15 protein-coding genes and 2 pseudogenes are annotated in these 14,780 nt (G+C 67.5%); 9 read left to right on the forward strand and 8 right to left on the reverse strand.

Annotated features, from left to right (window positions below; all coding sequences use genetic code 11):
- Nucleotides 1–192: 192 nt before the first annotated feature.
- The gene (locus tag ACIBQX_RS50445; protein WP_397017841.1) at nucleotides 193–396 is read left to right on the forward strand and encodes a hypothetical protein; all 204 of its coding nucleotides are present in this window, start codon (nucleotides 193–195) and stop codon (nucleotides 394–396) included.
- A 98-nt stretch (nucleotides 397–494) separates the two neighbouring features.
- Here ACIBQX_RS50445 and ACIBQX_RS50450 read toward each other — a convergent pair whose 3' ends face one another.
- A complete protein-coding gene (locus tag ACIBQX_RS50450) occupies nucleotides 495–1,076 on the reverse strand; it encodes a TetR/AcrR family transcriptional regulator (RefSeq protein ID WP_397017842.1) in 582 nt (193 codons plus the stop codon).
- A 54-nt stretch (nucleotides 1,077–1,130) separates the two neighbouring features.
- On the opposite strand from ACIBQX_RS50450, the gene ACIBQX_RS50455 reads away from it, so the two are divergent.
- From ACIBQX_RS50455 to ACIBQX_RS50465, 3 genes and pseudogenes are all read left to right on the forward strand, one after another.
- Nucleotides 1,131–1,883: an MBL fold metallo-hydrolase gene (locus ACIBQX_RS50455; protein ID WP_397017843.1), complete on the forward strand. Its 753-nt coding sequence runs from the start codon at nucleotides 1,131–1,133 to the stop codon at nucleotides 1,881–1,883.
- Nucleotides 1,884–1,966: 83 nt separating this feature from the next.
- A complete protein-coding gene (locus ACIBQX_RS50460; protein WP_397017844.1) occupies nucleotides 1,967–2,335 on the forward strand; it encodes a transposase in 369 nt (122 codons plus the stop codon).
- Between the two features lie 692 nt (nucleotides 2,336–3,027).
- Nucleotides 3,028–6,023: pseudogene (locus ACIBQX_RS50465) on the forward strand (Tn3 family transposase).
- A 228-nt stretch (nucleotides 6,024–6,251) separates the two neighbouring features.
- Here ACIBQX_RS50465 and ACIBQX_RS50470 read toward each other — a convergent pair.
- A complete protein-coding gene (locus ACIBQX_RS50470) occupies nucleotides 6,252–6,461 on the reverse strand; it encodes a hypothetical protein (RefSeq protein ID WP_397017845.1) in 210 nt (69 codons plus the stop codon).
- 220 nt (nucleotides 6,462–6,681) lie between these two features.
- The gene (locus tag ACIBQX_RS50475; RefSeq protein WP_397017846.1) at nucleotides 6,682–7,575 is read right to left on the reverse strand and encodes a LysR family transcriptional regulator; all 894 of its coding nucleotides are present in this window, start codon (nucleotides 7,573–7,575) and stop codon (nucleotides 6,682–6,684) included.
- Between the two features lie 122 nt (nucleotides 7,576–7,697).
- Between ACIBQX_RS50475 and ACIBQX_RS50480 the strand changes: the two genes are divergently transcribed.
- The 4 genes from ACIBQX_RS50480 (at nucleotide 7,698) to ACIBQX_RS50495 (ending at nucleotide 10,109) form a co-directional block, all read left to right on the forward strand.
- Complete coding sequence (locus ACIBQX_RS50480; RefSeq protein ID WP_397017847.1) at nucleotides 7,698–8,207, forward strand: nuclear transport factor 2 family protein; 510 nt, start codon at nucleotides 7,698–7,700, stop codon at nucleotides 8,205–8,207.
- A 34-nt stretch (nucleotides 8,208–8,241) separates the two neighbouring features.
- Complete coding sequence (locus ACIBQX_RS50485) at nucleotides 8,242–8,709, forward strand: hypothetical protein (protein WP_397017848.1); 468 nt, start codon at nucleotides 8,242–8,244, stop codon at nucleotides 8,707–8,709.
- A 41-nt stretch (nucleotides 8,710–8,750) separates the two neighbouring features.
- Nucleotides 8,751–8,954 carry a hypothetical protein gene (locus ACIBQX_RS50490; protein WP_397017849.1) on the forward strand — a complete coding sequence of 68 codons (204 nt, stop codon included), beginning with the start codon at nucleotides 8,751–8,753 and terminating at the stop codon, nucleotides 8,952–8,954.
- Between the two features lie 1,002 nt (nucleotides 8,955–9,956).
- Nucleotides 9,957–10,109 (forward strand): hypothetical protein, encoded by a 153-nt coding sequence (locus ACIBQX_RS50495; RefSeq protein ID WP_397017855.1) that lies wholly within the window; start codon nucleotides 9,957–9,959, stop codon nucleotides 10,107–10,109.
- Between the two features lie 3 nt (nucleotides 10,110–10,112).
- On the opposite strand, the gene ACIBQX_RS50500 is transcribed toward ACIBQX_RS50495, so the two are convergent.
- The 5 genes from ACIBQX_RS50500 to ACIBQX_RS50520 form a co-directional block, all read right to left on the reverse strand.
- Complete coding sequence (locus ACIBQX_RS50500; RefSeq protein WP_397017850.1) at nucleotides 10,113–10,895, reverse strand: hypothetical protein; 783 nt, start codon at nucleotides 10,893–10,895, stop codon at nucleotides 10,113–10,115.
- On the reverse strand, nucleotides 10,864–11,205 hold the full coding sequence (locus tag ACIBQX_RS50505; RefSeq protein ID WP_397017851.1) for a hypothetical protein: 342 nt from the start codon (nucleotides 11,203–11,205) through the stop codon (nucleotides 10,864–10,866). Before ACIBQX_RS50505 ends, ACIBQX_RS50500 begins: the two co-directional genes overlap by 32 nt.
- A 338-nt stretch (nucleotides 11,206–11,543) precedes the next feature.
- Nucleotides 11,544–12,122: a recombinase family protein gene (locus ACIBQX_RS50510; protein WP_397017852.1), complete on the reverse strand. Its 579-nt coding sequence runs from the start codon at nucleotides 12,120–12,122 to the stop codon at nucleotides 11,544–11,546.
- Nucleotides 12,123–12,299: 177 nt separating this feature from the next.
- Nucleotides 12,300–12,785 carry a hypothetical protein gene (locus tag ACIBQX_RS50515; RefSeq protein ID WP_397017853.1) on the reverse strand — a complete coding sequence of 162 codons (486 nt, stop codon included), beginning with the start codon at nucleotides 12,783–12,785 and terminating at the stop codon, nucleotides 12,300–12,302.
- A gap of 712 nt (nucleotides 12,786–13,497) precedes the next feature.
- Nucleotides 13,498–14,073, reverse strand: a complete 576-nt coding sequence (locus ACIBQX_RS50520) for a GNAT family N-acetyltransferase (RefSeq protein WP_397017854.1) — start codon at nucleotides 14,071–14,073, stop codon at nucleotides 13,498–13,500.
- Nucleotides 14,074–14,402: 329 nt separating this feature from the next.
- Between ACIBQX_RS50520 and ACIBQX_RS50525 the strand changes: the two are divergent.
- Nucleotides 14,403–14,780 (forward strand): annotated as a pseudogene (locus ACIBQX_RS50525) (hypothetical protein); the annotation flags it as partial.

Genomic DNA, 14,780 nt, shown 5'->3' on the forward strand with positions numbered 1-14,780 from the left:
CCCCGCCCCCCGCCCCCCACCACGCGCGGCGCCCCCCCCCCCCCCCCACCCCCAACCCCCCCCCCCCCCCCCGCCCGGGGGGCGCCCCCCCCCCCCCCCCCGCGGGCCCGCCGCCCCGCCCCCCCCCCCCCCCCCCCCCCCCCCCCGACTGCGACGTCGAGAATCGTCTCGAATCGCACCAGCCATCCACCCATGGCGGAGATCAGCGAGCGGGAGGCCGTCCTGTGGGACCGGATCGCGGCGGGCCCGCACCCCACCCGGGACGCCAAGAAGCATGCCGCCAAGGCGCGTGAGACCGCCGCCACGTACCGGGTGTTCCCCGAGCTGGCCACCGCACGCGACTGGTGCGCCCACTGCAACGTCTGGATTGGCACTGGCCGGCTACCGTCCCAATAAGGTCCCCTGGATCGCGCTGACGAGACTCCGCTCCGCTGCGGTCGTGATGACTCCTGGCGGGGTGGCGTGGGCACCCTCGCCGAACGGCAGCTTGTGACTTACCCAGGTCTGTAGGAGGCGAGCACTTGATCCACGAGGCCGTCGAGACTGGGCCAGGGGAACCCGGGCTTGCCGGTCCGCAGCACGACGTTTCCGTGCAGGAAGGTCCACACGGCCACGGCACAGGCGTGCGGGTCCTCACCTGGTGACAGACACGGCTCAAGCGCACCCCGCAGCCCCGCGAAGACGGCGGCACCCGGAGATCCCGCGTAGCCCGTCCCCATCTGGCTGGTTGCGGGGCTGTCGAAGAGCAGCTGGTAGTGGCCGGGGTTGGCCAGTCCCCAGGCGCAGTAGGCAAGACAGCGAGCCCGCAAGCGGTCGAACGGCGTTTCCGCTCCGCCGTCCGCCGCGTCGAGGACCCGGTCGAGTTCCTGGAAAAGGCGCTCGACCACCGCGTACACGAGCTCCTGCTTGTCGGCGAAGTGGAGGTAGACCGATTGGGGCGTGACGCCGACCGCGCGGGCCACCGCTCGCAGGGACAGCGCCTCCTCCGGCGGCGAGGCCAGCAGTTCGGTCGCCGCCTCGATCATCTCCGCGCGCAGCCGGACGCCCTCACCGCGGCGGTTGCGTACCCGTGTCATAGGCCTTCCTCCATATATTGACATATGTAACCATACACGTGTCTACTTTGTGGCATGTCGCTGACACTCATCCGGGTCGCGCATTCCTGCGTGCTGCTCGACTTCGCGGGCACGCGTGTGCTCACCGATCCGTGGTTCTCCGAGAGGCCGGGGTATTTCCCGGGCGAACCACTCGCCTTCACGCCCGCCACGCTGCCCCTCCTGTCCGCGGTGGTGGCCAGCCATGGGCACTACGACCACTACGACGTCGACGCGTTCTCCGCCTATCCCGACCGCGCAGTGCCGATGATCGTCAAGCGCGGCATCGGCGACCGCGCCATGCGGGCGGGCTTCACCGACGTCACCGAAGTCGACGCCTGGGAGCAGGTCTCGATCGACGGACTGCGCATCACGGCCACGCCCGCCAAGCACGCGGTGCCTGAGGTCACCTTCGTCATCGAGACCGCCGGGCTGACCGTGTTCTTCGGCGGCGACACCCTGCGCATCCAGGAACTGGACGAGGTCGCGCGCCGCTTCCCTCGCATCGATCTGGCGTTGCTGCCCGTCAACGGGTTGATGATCCGCCCCGCGTTCAACCGGCGCGTGGTAATGAACGCCGAGCACGCGGCCGAGCTCGCCGCCGTGTTGCGGCCACGGGTCGCGGTGCCGATCCACTACGCCTACACCGCAGGTCCCGTACGCGATCGGCTGCTGCTCAAGTACGACGGCACGCCGCAGCGCTTCGCGGCCGCCATGGCCGCCGTCGCGCCGGACACCGACGTCCACATCCTCGCCACCGGCCGGCCTCTGGAGGTGCAGCCCACATAAGCGCTCCGGTCGAGGTCTTCGCCGACGCGGCCTACTCCGGTCGCGCCTGCCGGCAGGCGCTGACCCGGGCCGGGCACCGCGTGGTGATCAAACCCGCACCACTGCGGCCGGCCGTCCCCCGCGGGTTCGACCTGGACGACTTCACCATCGACACCGCCGCCGGTGTCGTCACCTGCCCGTCCCGACACATCGCCCGCCTGACCGGCAACACCGACAAGAAACGCGCCATCTTCGGCAAAGTCTGCGACGGCTGCCCGCTGCGGCAGCGGTGCACCATCGCCAAGAACGGCCGCATCGTGCAAATACGCCCCCAGCACGATCTGCAGGCCGCCGCCCGCCGCCAGGCCGCCACCGATCCGGACTGGCAGGCCGACTACCGCCGCTGGCGACCACCGGTCGAACGCGCCGTCGCCTGGATCGTCGCCCGCGGCAACAGGCGATACGGGGGTTGAGACTGAATCCAGGAACGCAGTTGGCGCTGAGAATGATCATGGTGTTGGAGTGCTGACGTTCGATGGGTGTCTGATCATCCGCCGGTCGGTTCCGCCGACGCGGCGGCTTACTCATCGTGTTCGCGGAGCATGCGCAAGGCCGGCCTTGGCGCAGGCGTTCGAGAGGCTGCGTCGGAAGTTGGATGGTTCGATCGGTCGGCCGCCGGCGGTGGTGAAGACGAGGCCGGTGTCCTGCCAATCGTCCCCTGCCGTTCCCGGGCGGTGTCGCGTGCCTGTTGACGCTAACGATGCACGACAGCGCCGAGATGCTCTGAAGGTGCTTGACCGCCTTCTGCGGTTCTTGCGCCGCCAACCCCCTGGCTAGGCTCGCGTCAGCCCTCGATGACCGCTTTGGGTGCCGCCTGGCTTCCTGTTGGACGGATCAAGTGAACGAGGGCGAGATCAGGGATATGTGCGGGATGGTTCAGCGTTCTGTGTCGCGCGTCAGGGCTGCATCGCAGCTCACTCCCTATGGTCGCGCGGGAAGGCCCCCCACTCGGGTTCGAGCGACCAGCCCCAAAGTAGCTCTTTGTAATGTCTCAGGACCGCCACGTAGCGGTCACGGATGAGCGGTATCGGACCGTAGCGACATCTGTGCGCAGCAGGGTGCTTGCGAATCTTCGGTGCAATCGAGGGAAAAAGGGTCCCTGCCGATGCGCAGAGAGTGGGAGCTGGAGGACCTCATCGAGTGCTGGACACTGGATGAGGCCGAGGTCGAGTTACTGGCGAACAAGAGCGGTGCCACCCGCCTCGGGTTCGCGCTGATGCTGAAGTTCTTCGAGCTGGAAGGCCGTTTTCCGCGCCGGGAGGACGTGCCGAAGGCTGCAGTCGACTACGTGGCCGGCAAGGTGAAGGTCGATGCCGCCCTGTACGCCGAGTACCGCTGGTCGGGTAGCACGATCGAGTATCACCGGGCGCAGGTCCGCCGGTTCCACGGCTTTCGCGAGCCGACGGTCGCCGATGAGGACAAGCTGACGTTCTGGCTGGCCGACAAGATGTGCCCGGTGGAGACGTCGCGGGAACGGCTGCGTGCCGCGCTGCTGGCCCGCTGCCGAGAGGACCGCACTGAGCCTCCCACGCCCAAGCAGATCGAGCGGCTGACCGGCGCGGCCGAGGCGTTGTTCGAGCGGGAGTTCATCGCCACCACGACGCGGCGGTTGCCGGTCTCGGCTGTGGCCGCGCTGAAGGACCTGATCGCGGTTCCCGACCCCGACCCGGAGGGCGAGGGTGAGGCCGGGACAGCCGGAGCGCGCAGCTTCCTGCAGGAGCTGAAGGAGGACCCGGGTCCGCTGCAGTTGGAGACGCTGCTGGCCGAGATCGCCAAGCTGGAGCGGGTCAAGGCGATCGGGTTACCGGAGCGCCTGTTCGAGGGAGTGTCGGAGAAGGTGGTGGAGGCGTGGCGGGCACGGGCGATGCGCATGTACCCCTCCGACTTCGCCGCCGCGCCGGAGCCGATCAGGCTGACCCTGCTGGCGGCGCTGTGCTGGGTGCGCAAGGCGGAGATGATCGACGGCCTGGTGGAGCTGCTGATCCAGCTCGTGCACAAGATCAGCGTGCGGGCCGAGAAGAAGGTCGAGAACGAGCTGAGCAGCGAGTTCCAGCGGGTGCAGGGCAAGTACGGCATCTTGGCCCGGCTCGCCCAGGCGGCCCTGGACCGGCCCGAGGAACTCGTCCGCACGGCGATCTACCCGGTAGTGGGCACAGCCACGCTGGCCGACATCATCGCCGAAGCCAAGGCGAATGAGAAAGAGCTCCGTACCCGGGTGCGGGTCAAGCTGCGGGGCTCCTATTCGCGCCACTACCGGCGTGGGCTGCCCAAACTGCTGCGCGCGCTGGACTTCCACTGCAACAACACCACCTTCCAGCCGGTGATGGACGCCCTGAAGCTGCTGGACCGTTACGCCGACTCCGAGGCCGTCTACTACGACCGCGCCGAGACGGTCCCGATCGAGCATGTAGTACCGGAGGACTGGCAGGAGGCGGTAGTCGACGAACGCGGCCGTATCGAGCGCATCCCGTACGAGCTGTGCGTTCTGGTCGCGCTGCGCAAGGCAATCCGCCGGCGGGAAATCTGGGTCGAGGGCGGCAAGATCTGGCGCAACCCCGAGGCCGACCTGCCGGCCGACTTCGACGATAACCGGGACGTGCACTACGAGGCTCTGAAGAAGCCCCGTGACCCGGCGGCGTTCATCGCCGATCTGCAGCGCCGCCACACCGCTGCCCTCGACCGGCTGGACAAGGCGATGCGCAAGGGCACCACCGGCGGTGTGAAGATCACCCGGAAGAAGGGTGAGCCGTGGATCAGCGTCCCGCCGCTGGGCAAGCAGGAGGAGCCGGTGGGCCTGAAGGCGCTGAAGGCGGAGATCTCCCGCCGGTGGGGCGTGATCGACCTGCTGGACGTGCTCAAAGACGTGGCCCACGTCACCGACTACACCGACGCTTTCACCTCGGTGGCCTCGCGAACCGTCGTCGATCCTGCGGTGTTGCAGAGACGGCTGTTGTTGTGCCTGTACGGGCTGGGGACGAATGTCGGGATCAAGCGGGTGGCCGATGGCGTGGCCGCGGCCGCGTTGCCGCCCGGGCAGACCGACAATGAGGCGGCGCTGCGGCGGACCCGCCGGTTGTTTATCAACCGGGACAACCTGCGCGAGGCGATCCGCCTCATCGTCAACGCCACCCTGAAGGCGCGCGACACGGTGCTGTGGGGCGAGGGCACCTCGTGCGCGTCCGACTCGCGAAAGTTCGGGTCGTGGTCGGCGAATTTCATGACCGAGTGGCATGAGCGCTACAACGGCCGGGGATCATGGTGTACTGGCACGTCGAACGGCGGTCGGTGTGCATCTACAGCCAGGTGACCAGCACGACCGCCTCCGAGGTGGCCTCGATGATCGAGGGCCTGCTGCGGCACCTGACCGACGCGGAGATCGAGCGCCAGTACACCGATACCCACGGAGCCTCGATCGTCGGGTTCGCCTTCTCCGAACTGCTGAGCTTCAAGTTGCTGCCGCGGCTGAAGAACGTCGGCTCGGCGCGGCTGTACCGGCCCGGGGCCGGCGAGGATGAGGCGTGGCCACGCCTGGAGGCGGTGCTGTCGAACAAGACCATCGACTGGGATCTGATCGCCCGCCACTACGACCAGATGATCAAGTACGCGACCGCGCTGCGGTTGCGCACCGCCGAGTCCCATCAGATGCTGCGCCGCTTCACCCGCGGCGGCCCCAAGCATCCCACCTACCAGGCCATCGAGGAGCTTGGCCGCGTGATCAGGACGATCTTCATCTGTGAGTATCTGGCGGACGAGGAACTCAGGAGAGAGATCAACGAGGGCCTGAACGTGGTGGAGAACTTCAACTCGGCCAGCAAGGATCTGTTCTACGGCAAGGCCGGCGACCTGACCGGCGACGACCGCGAGACCGTCGAAGTTTCCGCGCTGGCGCTGCACCTGATCGCCGCCGCCATCACCTACCTCAACACGCACCTGATCCAGATCGTGCTGCGCGATCCGGTCTGGCGAAAACGGCTGAGCCCGGCGGACCGGCGCGGGCTGACGGCTCTGTTCTGGTCCCATCTGAACCTGTACGGGCGCTTCGAGCTCGACATGAGTCGCCACCTGGAGTTGGAGGGCGTCCCGCTCACCCGGCCCAGCTGATCAGCGGACAGCGAGCGGTGAGCGCCCGCCGCAACATGATCGAGAACGTGATCGAGTAATTCGAGCGCAAGCCCTTGCACGGTCAAGCACACCTGAAGGCAGGTGTCGTCACCTCAGGACGCTGTCTCCTCCGGCCATGCTCGCTGGCCACGCCCGCCAGCATGGCCAGCCGCGTCACGAGTCGGAGCAGGTCAGTTCCCGCACGCCAGGGCTGCAAATGATGTCTTACTACGATGTCCGGATGGTTTCTGCTCCCCTCACTGCCGTCGACTCGGCTTCGCTGCATTCCCGCCGTCTGGCCTGGTTAGACGCGCTGCGCGGACTGGCTGCGATGGTGGTGGTTTTCGAGCATGCGCTCACGCCGCTGTGGCCGGAGGCGCGGCTGCCGATCAAGGCTGTCTTCGATCCCGGCTGGTACGGCGTCTTGGTGTTCTTCATGGTCAGCGGCTACATCGTGCCGGCGTCGCTGGAGCGCCGGGCAACTCGATCGCGAACGGGAGCGAGAACACCACCGCGCCCACGAGAAATATCCCGGCCCCTGCCCACGCGTGTCGGCGTACTGCTTGACGTGCAGAGCCACGTACACGTAAAGGGTGCAGAGATGATCAGCGAGTCAGTCCTGGCACCGAAGAGTCCACCGAACGGTGAATACCGCCGTTCAGGAGGAGGTAACCAGGTCATGAGCGGCCTCGGCGAAGGCGCGGACCCGAACGGTGGCGCCGTCGGCCCGCCACACCAGGCCCCATCGCAGTGGCGGGGCGTCGCTGATGGGGATGTAGGCGACGTCGGGGCGTGCGTAGTAGCGCCTGGCCTGGGCACCGACGGGGAAGGCGCCGTGGCCGGCGCCGATGAGGGTGAGCATCTCGTTGAACGTCGAGGCCGAGGGGCCGGGCTCGATCGGCCGTCCCGCAGGAGTGACACGCGGAGTTCGGTCTTCTCGCAGCGAGACGGGCAGGGTGTCCGGTAGCTGGAGGAGCTTCACCCCGGCCAGATCGTCGAGCGAGACCGACGTACTGCGAGCGAAGGGATGCTGGGACGGCACGGCGAGCATGCGCATTTCGGACACCAGCACCGGACCGGTGACGATGTCCGGCTCGTCGATGGGGAACGTGCCGAGCGCAAGATCAACCCGGCCATCGCGCAGCCAGGGCATCAGATCGACCATCTGCGCTTCGCGGAGCCGAACATCGCAGTCCGGCAGCCGGCGGCGGAACAACTCGGCGGCCCCGGCGAGCAGCTGCCCGCCCGCCGCGCCGACGAAGGCCACCCGCAGGGTGCCGGTCAGGCCGCGGCCGGTGTCGATCGCCCGCGCGAACGCCGCGTTGATCTGGTCCCAGGAGGGCCGGACCTCCTCGTACAGCTGCCGGCCCACTGCGGTCAACTCCACCCGGCGGCTGGTGCGGGTGAACAACGGCATCCCGGTTCGGCGCTCCAGCTTGGCGATCGTTTGGCTGATCCTGGCGGTGGACACGCGCAGGCGCTCGGCGGTGCGGCCGAAGTGCAACTCCTCGGCCAGGGTCAAGAACGCCTCCAGCTCGTGGCGCTCCAGCATGATACCCCCCGATCGTTAACTCCAGCTTCACGATTCTTGCACAGGACCGCATTGATCGGCCCCTCGTCCCAGACGACAGTGGAACCCGCCAATCATCACTGTGACCCGCACGGGAGCAAGCAATGTACGTCACCGCAGAGCACGCCCTGTCCGCTCCGGCCACCGACGCGAACGCGGTCGTCCAGGAACTACGGGACCGCGCCGAGATCCTCGACGCGCTGTACCGGTTCGGCCTGGGCCAGGACCTGAAGGACAAGGCCCTGTTCGCCTCGGCCTTCGCCGCCGACGCCGAGCTGGACTTCCGCCCCGCCGCCGCCAAGTGGGGCGGCCGGCCACCGGTGATGTCCGGGCGGGACACCATCGTCACCACCATCCTGGCCCTGTTCACCGGCCGGGTGGACACCACCCACCAGGTCACCAACCCTCGCATCACCGTGGACGGCGACACCGCACGGCTGACAGCCCTGGTGGAGGCCCAGCATCTACTGACCGCCGACCACACCGCCTTCGCCCTGCTGAAGAACCCCTACGACGTCGAACTGGTCCGCGACGGCCGGTGCTGGCTCATCCATCGCCTGCGTATCGACAACACCTGGTACACCGGTGACCCCACCGCGATCTTCGGCAACTGACGATCCCCTCCCTCCATCCAAGATCGGAACAAAGATGATCAACAAGGTCGACGACCTGCGGCTTCCGAACGGCGCCCGGCTGCGCCGGGCCGTCCGTGTCGTCCGCCAGATCGCAGCCAATCGCGGCGACCGCCTGGAGCGGTTCATGCCCTCGGCCGACCCTGCCCGGCGCGATGCTGGCCGGCGCCGGGTCTTCGTCACCCGCTACATGCGCTCCGGGCACGGTGACGAGTTCAGCGCCCGCGACGCCATGTCCGCCGCCCGCGCGGCGATGACCTCGGTCAAGGACATGCACCCCGCCACCACCTTCGAGGCCGCTAACCCCCACTCCATCGCCCGCAAGGAGTTCGCCACCATGGCCCAGGCCGCCGACGAGTGCATCACCAAGGTCGCCGGCCTCGAAGTGGTCGGCCCGCAGACCGTCCGGCGCGAGAACACCAGCCTGCTCACCCAGATGATCACCGAGCTGGAAGCCCGGCTCACCGAACCGGCAACAGGCTGACCAGCCCTTGCCGCCATCAATGACCAGCCAGGAGCCCTATCATGACCCCGCTCGAACGCATCCTCGCCAAAGATCTCACCGAGGTCGTCATCAGGCTGGATCTCAGCGACGACGACGCCATCACGCCCAAGGCCACGATGCAGGTGATCGAGCCGGTGGCCGCCCTCCTGCAGGAGTTGTCCGAGCAGGACCGGCAAGCCCTCGCTGACCTGATCGCGCCCGAAACTTTGGGACTTCTGGCCTGAGAGTGGCCATCGCCATCTCAGGCCCGATATGCCGCCCGCCATGCCCGATGGGCCCCTAGCCCTTAGCGCGATGACCAGCACGCTTCTTGTCGGATGTGCTACGTCCAAGGGTGCTCCCCACCGCTCGGCGGGGAGGCGCCTTGGCACGATTTGAGTGGTTCCTTGGACCGTCCGAGTCCAATCGGTCGACGCGATTCGCGAATCTGGCGGAGAAGAGCACGGCTACAGCCCTCAAGATCGCTGGACGCTCCTCTGGGTGAGTCCCTCGCAGCGCCAGCCACACCACAACTACCCGGGCCAGGCCCACGACTATGCCTGCGGCGGCCAGGAGTGCCATGCCGCTAGGGACGAGATTGCCCACTTCCACAAGATCCCTTCGCCTTTCTCCTGGTCGAGAGAGGCGATCCACATCAGGTCCTCAGCTCGACCAGTACATGACTGGTTGAACTGAGAACCCTCGCTGCCGGCGAAGCGCGGATCTTCAGAGTGGTGGGCGACGACCCCTCAGCGTCAGACGAGCAATCCCTTCCGTTCTGCCCCACCTTCTCCGCTAGGAGCAGGGGCCGGAGTGTGCTGCTGCCGGTGCAGCCGACTCGACTGGCCTGGCAGAGCTCGCGGCCTTATCCACGAGTTACCCCGAACGGCCTCACGGCCGCTGACCATACCGAAAACTCTACTCGCCTCCGGTCAAAGACGCGGGCATTCGCGACTCTGAACACTGCCAGCAGCTTGGAACCCTGGTCGCTGTCACGGGCTGTGTTCGCGTCAACTTGGCCTACGTGAAAGAAGAGATCATCGTCCTCTGACCTGGCGGACGGCCATCCAACCCTAGATAACCATCGCGCCCTGTAAAACCGTCGGCTCAGCCTACGCAAGTTCGAAGTTGTACCTGCCACACCAGCTAGAAGAGACCCGTCACTAGCGGAAACACGGTGACGGGCCTCTCTCGTTGTGTCCGGCTGTCCACGGTCGTCAACGGCGCTCTACGGGCTTTTGCGTCGCATGCGCGTTGGCGGTCAGTCGACCTACGGCCTGCCCGGCTTCCGCTGGTTCGCCATCAACGCGATGAAGTCCGCCTTCATCCCCTTCGACGAACGCCTGGCCATCATCGGCAACGTCATCAAGCCCTGGTACGCCGACCAGCTGAAAGCCTGAGCGTCAGCGGCCCGGGTGTACGTACTGGTTGAATCGGGCCGCGCTGTGGTCGCACCAATCCGCGCTGCACACCTGCACGTAGACGCTCGATATGGCCTTGGTGCCGGTGCGGGTGAGGTTTCCGAAGTTGGTGCCGTCGTCGCCGCAGCCGTTGCGGTCCCAACCCCAGGCGCCGTACCCGGTGGTTCCGTCGGTGTGTTTCCACCAAATCCGGCCCTTTGTCGGAAAGTTGTCGCCGGGACAGAGGTCGCGCACCGTGAAGTTCCGAAAGATGACCTTCGTCCGGTTGCGGAAGTCTACGGTCGCCCGGACGGTCCCGCCACTGTAGTCACGGTACGGGCATCGGACCGACTCGGGCAGGGCAAGCCGCCACAACACCGTGCCCGACGACAGGCACAGGAGCTCATCCGGCGTCGCCACCAGGACGCGGGCATCGTCAAGGGCGGCCAGCGTGGCTCCGCCGAGCGGGATCGGCGCGGCCGGGCGCGGAATCGGGGTCGTGACGTCCACGCTGTGCAGGTGGGCGCGGCCCGCGGCGTCCTCGACCACGGCGTGGACCGCCGTGGCATCGGCCGCCACCGAGGTGACGTCGCCGCCCATAGGGAGCCGCCATCTCACATGCCCATCGGCGAGGTGGCAGGCGATCAGGTCCTGGCCGGGCATCGGGTGCTCGCGGTCCCACGCCCGTTCCAGGTCGTCCGGGTCGGCGCCGGTGTCGTCCGCAGCATCGACGACCGCCACGTCCCGGGCGATCTCAGCCTCGGCCCTGCGTACGCCGTCCACCATGATCAGGCTGTCCCCGCCCACCGCGCCGGCCGACCGGAGCCGCCACGGCCCCGCTCCGGGCGAGGGGACGGTCCACGGCGCCCGGCCCGTCGCCGAGCGGGCGCCCGGCGACGCCGGTGACCAGGTCACCGGTCCGCAGCCCGGAACTCCCGGCTGGGGCCGGGACGTCCACCACCACGCCGTCGGGCCGCCACCCCAGCCGCACCACGCTGCGGTCCGAGGGCGCGTCCAGGCAGACGGCGGTCGCCACCGCGCCCAGGACGACGAGGACGATCGCGCCGTGCAGCTCGACTCGGAACGGGCGCCTCAACGCCGATCAGTCCGGTGGGTCTCGTCACCGATCTCGTTAAGGTTCGCCTGCAGCTCGTTCGGCAACTCGAATCGCGTCCTGCCCGCCGTCCTGTCAGGTAGCGGTCTTGATCAGCCGGGACCAGCATGGTGATCTCACCCTGCTCGCCGAACTCCTCCCAGGTGGCGTAGCCCGGGTGAGCGGCGCTGGACCATGAGCCGGGGGACACGTGCTCCCAGGTTTCCTGGCTGGGATAACTCCACCGCGACGATGCTGCCGAGGTCCGGTTCCTCCATCGTGCTCATGTCTGGACTCCTCTGTCGAGGCGGAGGTTGGTGGTTCGGCGCCTGGCTGGGCCCTTACGCGGACTCGGCGTCGAGATTCCGGTAAATGGTGGCGCGGCCGACGCCGAGCCGGTCCGCGATCTGCTGGACGGTGTACTTGCGCTTTCCGTCTTGGCCCTTCATCTCATACAGCGCTCGGGCCATCTCGATTCCATCGGCGTCCAGCGCCCGCGGCCGGCCACCGACACGGCCGCGAGCTCGCGCAGAGGCCAACCCTTCGAGCGTGCCCTCGACGATGAGCTCACGCAGGAACTCATCGAACGCGCCGAACATGTGAAACTGCAGCCGCCCGGTCGGGGTGGAGGTATCGATGCCCTGCTTGAGCACCAGCAGGTCGACCTCGCGCCCGCGCAAGTCGGCCGCCAGGTCCAGCAAGTGCCGCAGAGAACGGGCCGCTCGGGACAAGCGCGTGATGACGAAGGTGTCACCCGGCCGAAGGTAGTCCAGGGCCTTGTCCAACTCGGGCCGCCGGTCGAGCTTGCCGGACGCCTTGTCGATGAAGACACGGTCACATCCAGCAGCTGCCAGCGCGTCGCGCTGACTGTCGGGATTCTGGTCGCGAGTGCTGACCCTCCCATAGCCGATCTTGCTCACCCGAGAAGTGTGTCATAAACGGTGACCTTAGTCCGTAGTGAGACGTTGTTTTCGGGCACGGATTTTGAGAATGATCGACCTGGGGCGTCGCGGAAGCGGCAAGATCGGCTGCTCGCGTCTCGATAACGTTCATTTCTGGAACACACACAGCCACCCCCACTCACCGTGAGAGCTGGGTCAGTTCAAATCTTCGATGATCGTCCAGCCGCGGCTGCCGCCGATCTTGGCGAGCTGCCGGCGCAGCACCGCGATTCGCTCACGCGCGTCCGGCCCGGCGATCCCGATCGTGATGCGCTCATCCGTCGCGTGATAACTGGTCCGCCGATCGCCCGCCGCGACCCGGCACGCCGCATTGATGGCGGCTCGCAGCCGGGCCACTTTTCGTGGATCGCCCTGCCCGCCGAACCCTTCGATCGTCACCGACGAGAACAGCGGTGCGAGACGCAGGCCGTCCCGTCGCTTGGCAGCGTCCAGCTCTTCCTGATCGGCACTCAGATCCTTCAGGATCCTGTCCCGGTCGGCCGAGCTGATCGGCCTGCGACCGAGCCAGTCGGGCCAGCCATCCGGCCGAGTCGGCACCACCCGCACCGGCTCGAACGGAGGCGGCGCAGCCGCTGCCTCACCGGCCTCGTCCTCAGCATCGGCGGCCCCGCTGTCACTCAACCAGTCTCCTCGTGCCACGCCCGCGCGACAGCTCGTGATCTTCTCCTGATCGTAGCGGTCGCTTCCAGACCGATGACCTACAGATAGGACAAGGCGTGTCGCATCGTGGGCCCCCTCCACCCACGCCCTTCCGCAACCCTGCCTGACCTGCGGCGGAGGCTTATCGTTCAATTCCGGCCGGATAGTCCCAGCACCCCTATGACGAGGAGCTGTATCGCGGCTGGCACCGCTACATCTTGGAGGCCAGTACCAGCCAGGGCGGGCAATGGGAGAGCCGTACGGAAGCGCTGTTGGTGGTCCAACCCGCCCCCGGAACGCCCACGAGGCCCTGTTCGACCCGCGTAACGAAACTCCCGCACCCAATCCCACGCCAGCGGGAGCATGTAACGAAACGCCGCGCGACCTCCCAACGGGTAGGGCCGCCGGCCGCGGATGAGCCAGGCGTTCGCGTTCTCAGAAACGAGCGTTTCTGAGATGGCCCGCCGGCGCCCGCAGATTGTCAGTGCCCGCGCATAGCGTTGGCTCACCCCCGGACGCCAACGACGACGGGCGGGCCGGATGTCCTTCACCGCGCTTCACCCCACGCACTGAGCCGTGCCGGCGCGGTGGCGTCCTTGGGTTCCAGCCGCAGCGCCGGTAGGAGAGCGGCCGCGTGTATGAGTGACAGCATGATCTTCGTCCCGGCGAGGACTCCCAAGCGTCTCCGCCGTAATCACTCGTGAGCGGGCCATTCCTCGGCCAGGAGCGCGTATGAGAGACCGTCGAGCCATCCCTTGGTGCGGTGGAGTGAGTCTCTCACCGTGTGCTGTTCGCGGCGCATCCCGACCCGCTCCATCAGCCGCCACGAGGATTCGTTGTCGTAGAAGCAGTCCGCCTGCAGGCGGCGCAGGCCAAGACTCTTGAAGGAGATGTCGATGAGGGCACGTACCGCTTCGGTGGCGTAGCCCTTGCCGCCGTAGGAGGGATCGAGCGTCCACCCGAGCTCTCCTTGGACGCTTTCCGCCTGGTCAGCTACCTCTTCCTGGGCCCAACCGTCCTGGACCTTCAGTGTCAGGTCGCCGATCACCCGGCCGTCCAGTTCGACGATGAGCAGGTCTACGAGCCGCTCCTCGCGGAGGAAACGCTCACGGTAGTCGTCGTAGGTCTCTGTGGCGGCCGCGACCCATTCGTGAGTCTCCGGCAGCTGCCGGAAGGCCCAGGTCGCGTCCAGGTCGTCGGGGGCAGCCCGGCGCAACAGCAGCCGCTCGGTGGAAATCGGCCAGTCCAGCGTGTCAAGAGGGTGACGCATGGGCCCTCATACTGACAGCGGGCTGTGGTGATACACAAACGGATTACTGCGGACGACGTCTCCGACAACGACGCGGCGATCGCCCTACAGGAACCGACAGGACACCGAAGCGACCAGGGCTCCCGGAAACCCGCGTCCTGAAAATCAAGTGGGCCCGGAGGGCGGGGCGGGATTGGTCGGGTGTCACAGGGCGGGCGGGTCGTCGGCTCCTGTAGGGCGATCGTCGCGGAGGGCGACGGCGTACCGCGAAGCTCGGATGAGCAAATAGCGTTCAGATCAGTCAGTTTGAAAACGACCTCGGGAGCTACCCGACCCTCGGCGCCACCCTCATGGCCGGCGGCGCGCTAGCGCTGTTCACACTCGACGCCGGAACCCCCGCCGCGCTCGCCTCGGCCCTGACCCTCCCCATCGGAGCAGGCCTGGGCCTGGTGCTGCAGAGCACCACCCTGATCACCATGAACAGCGCCGACCCGCGCGACATGGGCGCGGCCAGCGGCACCCTCACCCTGCTGCGCACCATCGGCGGCTCGCTCGGCATCGCCCTGCTGGGCACCCTGTATGCCGCCCAGGTACGCGACGACCTGATCGCCCACCTGGGACCGGCCGCCGCCGACCGACTGACAGTGATGATGGAGGTGAGCGCTTCCCGCCAGGGTTTGACCCACCGACTGACTGACCTCGAGGTCCTCAACGGGATCTGTCGGCCC

The organism is Nonomuraea sp. NPDC049714 (assembly GCF_044465295.1).
Lineage (GTDB): Bacteria > Actinomycetota > Actinomycetes > Streptosporangiales > Streptosporangiaceae > Nonomuraea.